The following is a 13,402-nucleotide window of genomic DNA, read 5'->3' on the forward strand; positions in this document are numbered from 1 at the left end:
GGGTATTAATAACCGGTCGCTCGGCGGCGTTACTGCGTTGGAACGTGACCGCCGTGACCGGAGTCGTGCCGATCCCTCTCGAGCGCGGGGACGGCGGAGACGCGTCGGAAGACGGCCTCCGGGTCGCGGTTCCAGTGCCAGTGCCAGCGGGTCTTCGCGAGACACCACAGCTTTCGAGTCGACGACAGCGCGGGGTCTCGACTGAGAACGTCGTAGTTCTGAGAGCGAATGACGGTGTGGTGTTCGGCGTAGAGGACGGCCGAGAGCAACACGGGTAGCTGGCAGTCTTCGGGGAGGTACCGAATTCCCGCAACGCCCTCTCGATACAGGTCCTCCGTTCGCTTGAGTTCGGCAGCCATTGCGGCGGCGAACGAGTCCGAGTACTCGAGTCGCTCGATCTGTTCCGGTGAGACGCCGTGGGAATCGAGCGTCTCCTGGGGCAGGTAGATTCGGTCGCGCTCGAGGATGTCCTCACGAACGTCACGAAGGAAGTTCGTCATCTGGAACGCCTCGCCGAGTTTGACGGCGTGTGAGAGCGCGGCCTCTCGGTCCTCGGGTTCCATGATCGCGGTCATCATTACGCCGACCGCGGACGCCGACCCTCGCATGTACGACTCGAGGTCGGCGTAGCTCTCGTAGCGGTCGGTGTCGATATCCGACTGCATCGCGTCGACGAACGAGTTGATTTCGGCGTCGGAGATGTCGTACTCGCGGCGGAGTTCGCCGAACGCCTCGAGCACGGGACCGTCGGGATCGGTCTCGCCGAGCGCCTGGGCGCGGAGGTCCTCGAGCTCGGCACGCTGTTCGTCGGGTGGAGTACCGTTCGCGTCGTCGACGACCTCGTCCGCGATCCTGAAGAACGCGTAGAGAACGTGCGTGGCGTGGCGAACGCGTTCCGGGAGGAACCGCGTCGCGAGATAGAACGTTTTCCCGGTTCGCCGCTGTATGGCCTTGCCTACGTCGATGTGTTCCTGTTGCATTCTCTCCTCGTGCCCAACTGACGGCTTTTGGGTGTAAACGGTACGACAGTAGTATATAAAACAATTAGCCCTTACTAAGCGGGTCACCGTCGAACAGTTCGTCGAGGAGCTTTCGCTGGGCCGACCGGAGATGCTGGTGAAACGTGGATCGAGAGATGTCCATCGACTGTGCCAGATCCTCCCCCGAGACGTTCCGCGGCCATTCGAAGTAGTCCGCGTAGTAGGCCTTCCGAAGGGCCGTAAACTGGCGATCGGTAAGCGACGACTCCAGCCGCGCCGTCACGTCCTGTCGCGACCGCAGCGGCCGATCCGTCTCGTGGTAGCTGAGGAGTTCGACGCTTTCGGCGCGCTCCTCGAGTACGTCGTACACCGATCGGGCGGATTGACCGTTCGGAACGTCGACGGTGAGATCGACGACGGGAACGCCCGTCCCGGTTCGGTGTGCCGTCTGGCCGACCGCACCGCTGGCGTCGAATCGGCGAATATCGGCGCCGTGTCCCGAGAGGGTCGTCACGATCGTGTCGTCGACGGCGATTTCGAGAAGCGTCCCCTCGTCGTACGTCGACAGGATCGTACAGTCGGTTACTCCTTCGAACGCCGTCGCCGGCGGGACGTCGTCGACGGCGCGGTCGACGTGGTAGAACGCGAGCGGCGTCCCGTCCCCGTCGTAGGTCAACCCGCGATAGGTGATCGTCGCTTCGAGTTCGGCCGCGAGCGCTGCGACGAACAGCGAGGAATCCTCGATTGCGATCTCGAGTTCGACGACCGTGTCGGTGGTGAGCATCTGCTGGGTCTCGATCGCGTTCATCGCGGTTGCGATCGTCCCGGCGAGCGAGTCGAGGACGAGCCGCTCCCGTTCCGCGAAGGCGTCAGGCTCCGTCGCGAACAGCACGAGCACGCCGTAGGTGATGTCGCCGTAGGTAAGGGGGAGTGCGGCGAGCGACTGGACCCGTTCGACGCCCGCGGGCCACCAGCGAGACGCGCCGTCGACTGTCTCGAGGTTTTGAATTACCTGCAACTCTCCCGTTTCGAGCGCCCGAACGGCCGGATGGTCCTCGTCCGACTCGAGACAGAGGTCGTCGTCCTCGAGCGGGACGTCGCCGTCGTGGGACCACTCGTGCAGTGAGAGGCGACTGTTCGCGATGTCGGCCCGACCGATCCAGGCGAGGCCGTACGGATCGGTGTCGGTGAGACACGAACACACCCGACGCTCGACTTCGTCGCGCGTCGTCGCACCGAGGACGGCATCAGTCACGTCACGGAGGAGTCCGTCGATTCGGTCGAAGAGGTGCTCGAGCGCGCGGTGCTCCTCGCGAAGCTCCGCCGCCGTTTCTTCGGCGGCGATCTCGGCCAGTTTTCGCTCGGTGATCTCGAGGTGGACGACGGAGACGCGACTCTCGCGGTCGACGGTGAACCGGTTGGCTCGCATCATGAACCACTGCTTTCGCTCGGGAGTGTGACACGGGTACTCCATCGCAAAGGTCTCCTGATCGCCCGCAATAACGGTATCGAGTCCCTCCACGGCGCGTTTGGCGTGTTCATCGTCACCCATCTGGGCGGTTGCGATGTAGTTGACGCCGACGTGGTCGTCTCGGTACTCGTCGGGACCAAACTCGCGCCAGGACCGGTTGGTCAGCAGGATTTCCCCGTCGCTATCGATCACACCGACGATAACCGGGAGCGTCTCGAGGGTCGCGTCGGAGAGTGCCTTCCCGGAGTGCATCGGCTGGAGGTTCGTGCTTGAACCACATAACGAAAGTGGATGACTCGAGCGAGGATTCTATCTCAGCGGGGTCGACCTCGTCGAATCCGTCGAGCGCGTGGGACCCGTCGTCCACCGGATCATCGGTTCCTCGAGTGCCGTATCGAACTCGTTGCTGGCTGGGTCGATCCAACCAATTTCGTTCTCACATCTGGGGTTTAAATACTAACGCGCGGCCACAGTGGATATGGCCTGGGAGGCACCCGCCGACGCCTGGTACGTGTGGGTAGCGGTTGCCATCGTCAGTTTCGCGATGGCCGGCATCGTGCTCGGGCTCCCGACGGCGCCACCGCCGGACGCCGATCGAACGGCGAACGCGATCGAGGAGACGTCCGGCAGTTCCTACGAGGCCGCCTCGGCCTACGGCTACGGTGCGGACGAGATCAAGATCGACGGGAAAACCATCGAGTTGCGAAACGAGGGGGGAACGGATCACTCCAGTCTCAGGTACGAGCAGGTCGTCGTCGTCAACGGCGACGACCGACTCGAGCGACTCGTCTACGGCGAGGCGTTCGAGGAGGAGTTCGAGAACGAAATCGACGACCAACACGAGGACGCGGCGACGGTGTTCATGGACCGTCTCGCAGCCGCCGAGGAGGACAACGCGGGCGAGTGGCTGACCGCGTCGGAGGAACTGACCGTTCGACAAGTTACCGTCGAACCCGACGAAACGACGAACATCCACGTGGAAGTCGGATCGCACGAAACCGTGGATCTCATTGCGAGCACCCACGGCGACGTTCCTCAGTCGATAGATGCGACCTACGACGGGTTCAGCGAATTCACTGCCGTCGACTACACGATCGAGGGCGAGTCCATCATCGAGACGGAGTACGACGACGACTCCGATTCGTTCTGGGACCAAGCCAAAGACACGTTTTCGGACTGGATCGATTCGGCCAGCTGCTGGCTCTCGGACTGTGACGACGAGGAGGACCCGGAAGACCAAATTAACCCCGATCACGTGGCGGAGATCGATAACAGTGATGGAGACGTGAAGCTGTATTCGGGGGAAAGAACTGACGAGATACCGCTCTCGAGTCGCATCTCGTGGGACCGCGGAGAGAACGTCTGGATCGGCGACTATCCGCTCACCGTCGCTGCCGAGTTCGATGGAACTACGTGTAGCGCAACGCTCACCTCCCCGTCGGACGACGAGTATCTGTGCCCGCTCGGTATGGATTCCGCCGACCGTGTAGACGAACTGAACTGGATCGAACGAGACCACGAGACGGAGGACTACCATGTTACGCTCGTCGTCTAAGGGCCAGACGGAACCGCTTGCGGCACTGGTCGCCGTCATCGTGCTGGGGCTGGCGATCGTCCTCTACGGCGGGTTCGTCACCGACGCGCTCATGGACTGCACCGATCGAACCTCCGACGACGTCGCGACCGATCTGATCTGGGACGATATCTCTCACGACGGCGTCTACTCGTCCGATCGCGGTACCGATCTTTCGGACATCGAGATGGCGTCGCTGCCACAGGGACAGAACGTCTACGTCGAGGTGACGATACTCGACGACGACGGCTACGAACGCGTCGTCGACGACTTGCATTTCGACTCCGACGGAACGAGAGCGTCCCCACAGGAGGGACCACCCGCGGACGGTTCCGGTATCGAAACGCAGGTCAGCGAGCGTCCCATCCCCGTCGAGACCGACGTCGCTGGCGACGTTCGTGGCGGAACCCTTCACGTCGAGGTATGGTCGCCGTGAGAGCCGACCGAGTCGTCAGCACCGAACCGGTGACGAGCGCGCCGTTAGTACCCTGACAGATAACGAGTTGACACCGTTGTTAATCACTACCCACAGTCGGCGCGTTCGGTTCGATCGTTGGTCCACAGCATACGATCGGCGTATATGAACTAACTGATAAAATCGACAAAATCAGTTTACCTGTCTCGAAAGGGATGCGGACGATCGTTACTCGAGCAACTCGTCGCGCAACATCGGGATGAACGTTCCGATGTCGGTGACCATGCCGATGGCCTGTGCGCTGCCGCGGTCGAGCAGTTGGGTGACGGTGGCGGGGTTGATGTCGACGCAGACGGTCTTGGTGGTCGAAGGGAGGCAGTTCCCGACGGCGACGGAGTGCAGCAGCGTCGAGAGCATGAGCACGAGGTCGGCCTCCTGGGCCTGCTCGCGGATCGCGTTCTGGGCCTCGATCGAGTCGGTGATCGTGTCCGGCAGCGGGCCGTCGTCGCGAATCGAGCCCGCGAGGACGTAGGGAACGTCGTTTTCGATGCACTCGTACATCACGCCCTCGTCGATGATCCCCTCGTCGACGGCCGCCTCGATGCCCCCGAGACGGGCGATCTCGCTGATCGTATAGATGTGGTGTTTGTGGCCCTTTCGCGGGTGCTCTAAGCTCTCCGTGTCGACCCCCAGCGACGTGCCGTAGAGGTCCCGCTCCAAGTCGTGGACGGCGAACCCGTTCCCGGCGCTCAGGCCGTCGATGTAGCCCGCGCGGACGATGTCGGCCAGCGCGTTCCGCCCGCCGGAGTGGACGATCGCCGGGCCGCAGACGACGAGCACGTTACCGTCGTTTTCGCGAACCTCCCGCATCTCGTCGGCGATCTCCTCGATCAGGGATGCAGAGGGGCGTTCGCTCGAGACGCCGCCCTGCATGAACCCAAAGGAGCCGCCGCCGTTCCGGGGCCGTTCGGGTGGTTCGACGCGGATACCCGTCTCGCCGGTGACGACGAGGTCGCCCTCCTCGACGGCGTTGAGGACTTTCGTGTACACGCGCGTGTCGTCATCGCTCTCGCCCTCGTCGGCATCGTCGGCGTCGTCGACTCCCTGCGAGTCCTCCGGACCCGCTCGTTCGACGATCAACGCACAGTCCATCTCGACGTCCTCGACCTCGACGTACTCGCCGTCGACGCGGACGTAGGTCGGGTGGTTCGTCGTCGAGTAGAAGTCGACCGGGACGACCCCGTCCTCGGGAGCCGCCTCGAGCGTCGCGTCCCGCGGATCGGCCACGGTCGCGCCCTGCTGATTGAGCTCGTGGAGGATGGCCCGAAGCTCCTCTTCGGTCTCGGCCATCACTCGCATCCGGCAGTACGTCTCGGCGTGTTTGTGGCGGCCGACCTCGAACTCCTCGACCTCGAACTCGCCGCCCATATCCATCACGACCCCGAAACACATGCCCATCGTCCCCGAGTCGATGATATGCCCCTCGAGTTCGACGGTTCGCGCAACTGTCATCGGTGAGGGGTTGGCGACCGAGGACCGTGAATGTGTGCGTTGTGGGCCGACGAGCCAGCGGTTCGGCGTCGGGCACCGGTCGTCGCCTGCGGCGGCCGCCGGCAAGTGCCCTCTCGGTGTCGACTGGCTTTCGCGACCGGTAACTGCCCGTCCCCACTCGCAGTACCGATTGTCGATCTCAGTTTTCCGTCGTTGTTATGTGAGACGTTGGGATTCGCCACGAACGGATCGAAACGGTATTTCAGGGGTATTGATAGCTGAGGCAACACTTTTGTACGTTTCTGCCGACAGCCACGACACCGTGTCGACCCCTACATCCACCCCAGCGACAGTCGAACTCTGGATCCGATCGTTCGCCCCCGCGAGCGCCGGGCCGACCCAGGAACGCGCCCTCGAGCGACTGGAAGCACTCGAGTCGAGCGAGCCGATCGAATCGGTCGAGGTCGGCGTCTGGGGCAAAGAAGTCGAACAGACGGCTTACACGGCTCGCATTCCACAACTCCAGCGGATCGAAACGCGCCTCGAGGCGTTCGAGCGGTGGGCGGCCGACACCGGCCGCCAGCTCGAGCCGTTCTTCCGGAACACGCACGTCGAGTCGACGATTACCGGGACGTCTCACGACGTTTGGCGGCTCCCGACGGTCGCGCTCGCGGAGTTCGACGAGGACGACGAACTCGTCCACGTTGCCCCCTGCCGGACCGAGGAACGGACCATCGACGTCTTCGACCGACTCGACGCACTCGTCGCGGAGACGGAGCAGGCGCTGTCGGCCAACGGTGATCGGCGACGCGACGAAGTGATGACCGACCGGCCGTCCGGCGGCGCGACCGGCTACGGACAGCGCCGTGTCGAACCGTTTTCGCCGAGTTCCGACTGACGACTGGCGATCGACTGTGGGGGGATGCAGTCGCCGGTTCTTCGACGTTCGCTCGTTTCGACCCAAATTAGCGCCGCGTACGGTAGCGGTTCGGAACGTTCACGCTCGCCGTGAACAACTACTATGCCATTCTATACCATAATTTCGTGTATGGTAGGTGAATCAGTCACGTTCGGCCCGTCACGGTGTCGGAACTGTGGCTTCGAAGCCCCCGGCGGTGACGACGCCTGGCGTCGGATCGACGTCCCGAAGCTGGGTCGGATGACCCAGTGTCCTGACTGCGAGAGCACGGACGTTATCACGAGCCGATAGAGACGCGGTTGCGCGGGCGGGAACGGATGCGGACAGACTCTTGAGTCTCTCGCCCGTAGGAGAGCCTATGGAACACGACGCCGACAAGCAATCCCGAGACCGCCAGTCCGACGCCGACCTCCCCTCGAGCGACGCCGAGTGGCGGGAGGAACTGAGCGAGGAACAGTACCGCATCCTGCGCGAGGCCGGAACCGAAGCGCCGTTCAGCGGCGAGTACGTCGACCACAAAGACGACGGGAGCTACGCCTGTGCGGGCTGCGGAACCGAGTTGTTCGACTCCGAGACGAAGTTCGAGTCCGGCTGCGGCTGGCCGAGTTTCTACGACGCCGACGACGATATCGTCGAAACCCGACCGGACAACAGCCACGGAATGCAACGCACCGAGGTCCTCTGTGCGAACTGCGGCGGCCACCTCGGTCACGTCTTCGAGGACGGTCCCGAACCCACCGGGAAACGCTACTGTATCAACTCGGCGGCGCTCGAGTTCGACGACGAGTAGTTGATCAACGATCGATTTTCTGGAACTGGTTCTCAGTAGCCGGGCTTAGTGGCCAGTTGCAGTAGTGACTAGCATACACCGAGCGGAGCGAGGCGTTTCACCGCCAGAGCGGACGAAGTCCACAACGGCGGCCTTTTGGCATCAACGGTTTTTCAAAAACGGCGTCGTCGGTCACGTGCAGTCGGTCCGGCCGGACGAATAACGCCTCTCGCCGCTCGTTTTCATCGCTGTCGTGTCGCGCTGAGACGCGTTCCCACCTGCCTGCCGGCCCAATCGATATCCGGCGCGCCGTCGATATCGAGATATGGCCGACTCGAGTCTCTCGTCGCTCGCTCGCAACGTCGCCGCGGTCGCCCGCGAACGGCAGATCAGCGTCAAGTCCGCGGGACTGGCCTACCACGGGTTCAACACGTTGGTCCCGCTGGTCATCCTGGCCCTCGTCGCCGTGACGCTCGTCGATGCACTCGAGCCGCTGGTGACCGCACTGGAGTCGGCGGCTGGTCTCGAGGGCGTCGTGACCGACGACGGCATCGAGGAGTTGGCCGGAAACGGCGCGGATCGGACGCGGGCCGCGTTACTTGCGCTGATCATCTTGCTGTGGAGCGCGGTCAGGTTATTTCAGGCGGTCAACAGCGCGTTTACGGACGTCTACGGCTCTCGAAAGCGCGAATCGTACGTCGACACGGCGGCGACGGTGACGCTCGTGACGGCGCTCAACGTCGCGCTCGCGACGGCGACGCTCGCGATCGGCGTGATGCTGGTCGGCGTCGTCGGGATCAGTCTCTCGATACTGGTCGGCGGTATCCTGGCGACGGCCGCCACCAGCGTCCTCCTCGCCGGGCTCCTGCTGGCCGTCTTTCTCCCGATGTACTACTTCTTTCCCCAGCCCGAGGTCTCGGTCGGCGAGGTTCTGCCGGGAACGGCGTTCACCGCCCTCTCGTGGACCGTCCTGGCGGTCAGCTTCAGAATCTACGTCGCGACCTCCGAGAGCATCGCGCTCTTCGGTATCGCCGGCGCGATCCTGATCATCCTGACGTGGGTCTACCTCGGCGGGCTCTGTCTCCTGCTCGGAGCCGTCCTCAACGCCGTCCTCGCGGATCACGTCGACCCCGAAGACGGCTGGGTCCCGATGCGGGAGGTGTGGCAGAAGTACGCCTGATGGACCAACCGTTTGGCGAATCGATAGGTTCTATCACCTCGCGCCCGTACACGCGACGAATGGCTCCCGAAGGGATCGCCGACGACGCGCGAGTACTCGCCGTCGGATTCGACGCCGAGCACGCCGGAACGGCTACGGGCTGGTGGACGGACCGAACGGAAACCACGAGCGACGGGATCGGCGACATCGAGACGGTTTCGAGCACGGCCGCGGCGCTCGAGGCGCTCGAGGAACGCCCCGTCGACTGCGTCTTGATCGCTCAGCCGCCGTCGGACGGGAACGGAATCGATCTCGTCGAGCGGATTCGCGAGCGCGATCCCGAGCTGCCGATCGTCTACGCCGCGCGTGACGGTGACGAATCGCTCGCCGCCGAGACCGTCGCGGCGGGCGTCACGGAGTACGTCCCGAGCGAGCGGTCGGGGACGGCTCTCACAGCGGCGCTCGAGCGGGCGATCGAACGCGGTGCGAACCGTCGGGACCGTCGAGCGCGAGCGCGCCAGTTCGGCGCGGTGTTCGACGATCCGGAGACGTACGCGTGGGTGTTGGCCCCCGACGGCAGCGTTCGACGGGCCAACGAGCCCGCGCTCGAGGCGATCGACGCAACCGAAGCCGACGTGCGCGGACGGCCGTTTCCGGAACTGGCGTGGTGGCAGCGCACCGGGGCGGGATCGACGATACTCCGGAGCGCAGTCGAACGGGCGGCGAACGGGACGGTCGTCCACCGGGAACTGCAAGTGGGGAGAGGAGGCGCAGACGATAGCGCCGACGACCGGCGAACCCTCGAGGTGACGATCCGTCCGGTTCGCGACGATTCGGGGGCCGTCGTTTCCCTGCTCGCACGGGCGAGCGACGTCACCGAACGCGTCGCACTCGAGCGGGAACTCCGCGAGTCGGAGGAGCTTCACCGGGTGACGCTGAACAACATGACCGACACGGTCCTCATCACGGACGACGCGGGCGAGTTCACCTACGTCTGCCCGAACGTCCACTTCATCTTCGGCTACGACGACGACGCGATCCACGAGATGGGGACGATCGACGACTTGCTCGGGCCGGAGCTGTACGACCACGAAGCGCTTGAGGAAGACGGCGTGCTGACGAACATCGAGTGTACGGCGACCGACCGGGCGGGTCGGGAGCACACGCTGTTGGTCAACGTCCGCGAGGTCTCGATTCAGGACGGGACGATCCTCTACAGCTGTCGGGACGTAACGAAACGCAAGCGGCGAGAGGAGGCGCTGACGGCGCTCCACCGCACGGCACGGGAACTGCTCTACGCCGAGAGCGAGCGCGAGATCGCCGATATCGTCGTCGACGACGCGACCGACGTCCTCGACCTCGAGGCCAGCGGCGCGTACCTGTTCGACAGGGACGAGAACGTCCTCGAGCCGGTCGCCTCGTCCCCGGGGCTGAACCGCCTCAACGGTCCGCTTGCACCGCGACGAGCGAACGCCGACAGCATCTCGGGGCGGGTCTTCGTCGAGGGCGACGCCGAGTTCTTCGCGGACGTCGCCGATTCGGCGGCGCTCGCGAACCCGGCGACCGATGTCAGGAGTGCCGGCGTCGTCCCGCTGGGCGATCACGGCGTCTTCCTCGTCGGCTCCTCCGAGATCGACGCCTTCGACGACGTCACGCGCGAACTGACCGATCTGCTCGCCGCGACGGCCGAAGCGGCCCTCGACCGCGTCGCGCGGGAGCGAACCCTCCGCGAACGGGACCGGGAGCTCCAGCGGCAGAACCGCAAACTCACCAGGCTCGACCGGGTGAACGAGATCATCCGCGAGATCGACGCGGCGCTGGTTCGGGCCGAAACCCGCGAGGAAATCGAGGCGGCCGTCTGCGAGCGACTCACCTCGGCCGACCGATTCTCGTTCGCCTGGATCGGCACGACCGACGTCGCGAACGAACGACTCGAGGCGAACACCCACGGCGGCACGGGCCGTGGACGGGAGTACCTCGATGGCGTCTCGCTCTCGCTGGCGGACGCGAACGAGCCCGCGGCCCGGACGGCGGCCACCCGCGAGGTGACGGTGGTTTCGAACGTCGTCGATCGGCTCCGCGACGAACCGTGGCGTTCCGAAGCGCTGTCGCGGGAGTACCAGTCCGTCGCCGGCGTCCCGCTGGCGTACGACGAGTTCACCTACGGCGTGTTGACGGTCTACGCCGACCGGCCCGACGCGTTCGACGGGGTCACGCGGACGGTTCTAGCGGAGCTCGGCGAGACGATCGCCTCCGCCATCGCTGCCGTCGAGCGCAAACAGGCGCTGTTGACCGACTCCCGGACCCGCCTCGAGTTCGACGTTTACGACGATAGCTTCGTCTTCTCTCGGCTCGCTCGCCGGGCCGACTGCACCCTCTCGTTCGACGGTGGCGTTCGGCTCCACGAGAACGGGGCGTCGGTGTTTACGACCGTTGAGGGTGGCTCTCCGCAGGCCGTCGTGGATGCAGCCGCCGATCTCGTCGCCGTCGAGGGCGTACAGGTGATCGACAGCCCTGATGTCGATGACAGCGACAGCGAGGGCGACGGCAACGGAAACGGCGGTAGCGGTTCTGCCGATACGGCTGGTGGGACGGTACTTCTCGAACTGTCGCCGCCGTTTCTGGCGCTACAACTCGCCGACCACGGCGTCGTGTTGCGCAGCGTCGAGGCGACGCCGGAGGCGACCCGCGTCGTCGTCGACGTCCCGCGGACAGTCGACGCGGGCGGCAGCGTCGACGTCGTCTCGAGCGCGTTCGCCGACGTCGACCTGCACGCAAAACGGAGCGTCGACCGGACGACGGCACGCGATCTTCGGTCCGAACTGCTCGAGCGACTCACGGAGCGACAACTCGAGGTCGTCCAGTTGGCGTACTACAGCGGCTACTTCACGTCACCCCGAGAACGGTCGGGCGAGGATGTCGCCGACGCACTGGGCATCTCGCCGGCCGCGTTCTACCGCCACATCCGGACCGTTCAGCGCAAACTCTTCACGATCCTGTTCGACGAGATCGGACTTCCGGCAAACACTGTATCAGCAGTTGAATAGTGAACCCCAGTATCTCACCGACGCTAGCTATCTGACGAATATATCTTTCCTAATATCCTTATTATTCCTAAATGCGATATCCACCGCTCCCATGAAAGACGTCCAGTTCAACCCCGACGAGGTATCGAGTTACGAGTGTTTCGACTGCGGCACCGTCGTTCGCGCGACGACGGCCGCGTGCTGTCCCGACTGCGGCGCCGACATGCGCAATCGCCGAACACCGATCGAGTAATTCAGTTTTGATCTCATGGCTTCACACCAACAGTCCGCAGTGTCTACCGAGGAGCAGCAGGCGACCGAGACGGCCGAACCCGAAACCGCACTCGAGACGGCGCGCAGACAGCTCGAGCGCGCCGCGACCCACCTCGAGATCGACGAGTCCGTTTTAGAGCGCCTCGAACACCCGGCGAAAGTCCACGAAGTGACAGTCCCGCTCGAGCGCGACGACGGGAGCGTCGAGGTCTTTACGGGCTACCGCGCCCAGCACGACAGCGTCCGGGGCCCCTACAAGGGCGGCCTCCGGTATCATCCCGAGGTCACGCGCGACGAGTGCGTCGGCCTCTCGATGTGGATGACCTGGAAGTGCGCCGTGATGGACCTTCCCTTCGGCGGCGCGAAAGGTGGCGTCGTCGTCAACCCCAAGTCGCTGAGCGACGGCGAGAAGGAGCGACTCACGCGCCGGTTCACGCAGGAGATTCGGTCGGTAATCGGCCCGACCAAAGACATTCCCGCCCCCGATATGGGGACCGATCCCGAGACGATGGCCTGGATCATGGACGCCTACAGCATGCAGGAAGGCGAGACCATCCCCGGCGTCGTCACCGGCAAACCGCCCGTCGTCGGCGGCTCCTACGGCCGCGAGGAAGCGCCCGGTCGCAGCGTCGCCATCGTCACGCGCGAGACCTGCGACTATTACGACTACCCGCTCTCCGACACCACGGTCGCCGTCCAAGGCTTCGGCAGCGTCGGCGCGAACGCCGCCCGCCTGCTCGAGGAGTGGGGCGCGACCGTCGTCGCCGTCAGCGACGTCAACGGCGCGATCTACGACCCCGACGGGATCGAGGTCGGAGCGATCCCCTCCCACGACGAAGAGCCGGAGGCGGTGACCGCGTACGCGGCCGAGGCGACCGATATCACGCGGATATCGAACGAGTCCCTGCTCGAACTCGACGTCGACGTTCTCGTCCCCGCCGCCGTCGGGAACGTCCTCACCGCGGACAACGCTGCCGACGTCGCGGCGGACATCGTCGTCGAAGGGGCGAACGGTCCGACGACGTTCGCCGCCGCCGCCATCCTCGAGGAGCGCGGCGTCCACGTGATTCCGGACATCCTTGCCAACGCCGGCGGGGTGACGGTGAGCTACTTCGAGTGGCTTCAGGATATCAACCGCCGGAAGTGGTCGCTCGAGCGCGTTCACGAGGAACTCGAGTCCGAGATGGTCGGCGCCTGGTCGGCCGTACGAGACGAAGTCGAGTCCGAGGAGTTGACCTGGCGCGACGCCGCCTACGTCGTCGCGCTGTCGCGGGTCGCCGAGGCCCACGAAGTCCGCGGACTGTGGCCCTGATCGCGTCGATCGGT

Annotated in this window: 12 protein-coding genes; 9 read left to right on the forward strand and 3 right to left on the reverse strand. The window is 64.7% G+C overall.

Annotated features, from left to right (window positions below; translation table 11 throughout):
- Window positions 1-29: 29 nt before the first annotated feature.
- Window positions 30-980, reverse strand: a complete 951-nt coding sequence (locus tag ACSFC5_RS03760; RefSeq protein ID WP_440763915.1) for a phytoene/squalene synthase family protein — start codon at window positions 978-980, stop codon at window positions 30-32.
- Between the two features lie 64 nt (window positions 981-1,044).
- The gene (locus tag ACSFC5_RS03765) at window positions 1,045-2,703 is read right to left on the reverse strand and encodes a bacterio-opsin activator domain-containing protein (protein WP_440763916.1); all 1,659 of its coding nucleotides are present in this window, start codon (window positions 2,701-2,703) and stop codon (window positions 1,045-1,047) included.
- Between the two features lie 226 nt (window positions 2,704-2,929).
- Here ACSFC5_RS03765 and ACSFC5_RS03770 point away from each other — a divergent pair, with 226 nt between their 5' ends.
- Both ACSFC5_RS03770 and ACSFC5_RS03775 read left to right on the forward strand, forming a co-directional pair.
- Window positions 2,930-4,006 carry a DUF7283 family protein gene (locus ACSFC5_RS03770; protein ID WP_440763917.1) on the forward strand — a complete coding sequence of 359 codons (1,077 nt, stop codon included), beginning with the start codon at window positions 2,930-2,932 and terminating at the stop codon, window positions 4,004-4,006.
- Window positions 3,987-4,460, forward strand: a complete 474-nt coding sequence (locus tag ACSFC5_RS03775; RefSeq protein ID WP_440763918.1) for a DUF7285 family protein — start codon at window positions 3,987-3,989, stop codon at window positions 4,458-4,460. The genes ACSFC5_RS03770 and ACSFC5_RS03775 overlap by 20 nt, the downstream gene beginning before the upstream one ends.
- A gap of 207 nt (window positions 4,461-4,667) precedes the next feature.
- Here ACSFC5_RS03775 and ACSFC5_RS03780 read toward each other — a convergent pair whose 3' ends face one another.
- Window positions 4,668-5,951 (reverse strand): ornithine cyclodeaminase, nickel-pincer nucleotide-dependent, encoded by a 1,284-nt coding sequence (locus ACSFC5_RS03780; protein ID WP_440763919.1) that lies wholly within the window; start codon window positions 5,949-5,951, stop codon window positions 4,668-4,670.
- 301 nt (window positions 5,952-6,252) lie between these two features.
- Between ACSFC5_RS03780 and ACSFC5_RS03785 the strand changes: the two genes are divergently transcribed.
- The 7 genes from ACSFC5_RS03785 (at window position 6,253) to gdhB (ending at window position 13,388) form a co-directional block, all read left to right on the forward strand.
- Window positions 6,253-6,828, forward strand: a complete 576-nt coding sequence (locus tag ACSFC5_RS03785) for an HTH domain-containing protein (protein WP_440763920.1) — start codon at window positions 6,253-6,255, stop codon at window positions 6,826-6,828.
- A gap of 150 nt (window positions 6,829-6,978) precedes the next feature.
- Window positions 6,979-7,140, forward strand: a complete 162-nt coding sequence (locus ACSFC5_RS03790) for a hypothetical protein (RefSeq protein ID WP_440763921.1) — start codon at window positions 6,979-6,981, stop codon at window positions 7,138-7,140.
- A gap of 67 nt (window positions 7,141-7,207) precedes the next feature.
- Window positions 7,208-7,639: a peptide-methionine (R)-S-oxide reductase MsrB gene (msrB, locus tag ACSFC5_RS03795; RefSeq protein WP_440763922.1), complete on the forward strand. Its 432-nt coding sequence runs from the start codon at window positions 7,208-7,210 to the stop codon at window positions 7,637-7,639.
- Window positions 7,640-7,943: 304 nt separating this feature from the next.
- Window positions 7,944-8,798 (forward strand): YihY/virulence factor BrkB family protein, encoded by an 855-nt coding sequence (locus ACSFC5_RS03800; protein ID WP_440763923.1) that lies wholly within the window; start codon window positions 7,944-7,946, stop codon window positions 8,796-8,798.
- Between the two features lie 59 nt (window positions 8,799-8,857).
- The gene (locus ACSFC5_RS03805) at window positions 8,858-11,824 is read left to right on the forward strand and encodes a bacterio-opsin activator domain-containing protein (RefSeq protein ID WP_440763924.1); all 2,967 of its coding nucleotides are present in this window, start codon (window positions 8,858-8,860) and stop codon (window positions 11,822-11,824) included.
- Window positions 11,825-11,915: 91 nt separating this feature from the next.
- On the forward strand, window positions 11,916-12,056 hold the full coding sequence (locus tag ACSFC5_RS03810; protein ID WP_139171254.1) for a rubrerythrin-like domain-containing protein: 141 nt from the start codon (window positions 11,916-11,918) through the stop codon (window positions 12,054-12,056).
- A gap of 15 nt (window positions 12,057-12,071) precedes the next feature.
- A complete protein-coding gene (gene gdhB, locus ACSFC5_RS03815; RefSeq protein ID WP_440763925.1) occupies window positions 12,072-13,388 on the forward strand; it encodes a glutamate dehydrogenase GdhB in 1,317 nt (438 codons plus the stop codon).
- The last annotated feature ends 14 nt before the right edge of the window (window positions 13,389-13,402 follow it).

The sequence above is a fragment of the Natronorubrum marinum genome (assembly GCF_052040125.1).
Lineage (GTDB): Archaea > Halobacteriota > Halobacteria > Halobacteriales > Natrialbaceae > Natronorubrum.

What these genes read in the sequence shown, in the direction of transcription:
- ACSFC5_RS03810 (WP_139171254.1), top strand. Translation starts at nt 11,916, where the DNA reads ATGAAAGACGTCCAGTTCAACCCCGACGAGGTATCGAGTTACGAGTGT.
- ACSFC5_RS03760 (WP_440763915.1), bottom strand. Translation starts at nt 980, where the DNA reads ATGCAACAGGAACACATCGACGTAGGCAAGGCCATACAGCGGCGAACC.
- ACSFC5_RS03790 (WP_440763921.1), top strand. Translation starts at nt 6,979, where the DNA reads ATGGTAGGTGAATCAGTCACGTTCGGCCCGTCACGGTGTCGGAACTGT.
- ACSFC5_RS03805 (WP_440763924.1), top strand. Translation starts at nt 8,858, where the DNA reads ATGGCTCCCGAAGGGATCGCCGACGACGCGCGAGTACTCGCCGTCGGA.
- gdhB (WP_440763925.1), top strand. Translation starts at nt 12,072, where the DNA reads ATGGCTTCACACCAACAGTCCGCAGTGTCTACCGAGGAGCAGCAGGCG.
- ACSFC5_RS03770 (WP_440763917.1), top strand. Translation starts at nt 2,930, where the DNA reads ATGGCCTGGGAGGCACCCGCCGACGCCTGGTACGTGTGGGTAGCGGTT.
- ACSFC5_RS03765 (WP_440763916.1), bottom strand. Translation starts at nt 2,703, where the DNA reads ATGCACTCCGGGAAGGCACTCTCCGACGCGACCCTCGAGACGCTCCCG.
- msrB (WP_440763922.1), top strand. Translation starts at nt 7,208, where the DNA reads ATGGAACACGACGCCGACAAGCAATCCCGAGACCGCCAGTCCGACGCC.
- ACSFC5_RS03800 (WP_440763923.1), top strand. Translation starts at nt 7,944, where the DNA reads ATGGCCGACTCGAGTCTCTCGTCGCTCGCTCGCAACGTCGCCGCGGTC.
- ACSFC5_RS03780 (WP_440763919.1), bottom strand. Translation starts at nt 5,951, where the DNA reads ATGACAGTTGCGCGAACCGTCGAACTCGAGGGGCATATCATCGACTCG.
- ACSFC5_RS03775 (WP_440763918.1), top strand. Translation starts at nt 3,987, where the DNA reads ATGTTACGCTCGTCGTCTAAGGGCCAGACGGAACCGCTTGCGGCACTG.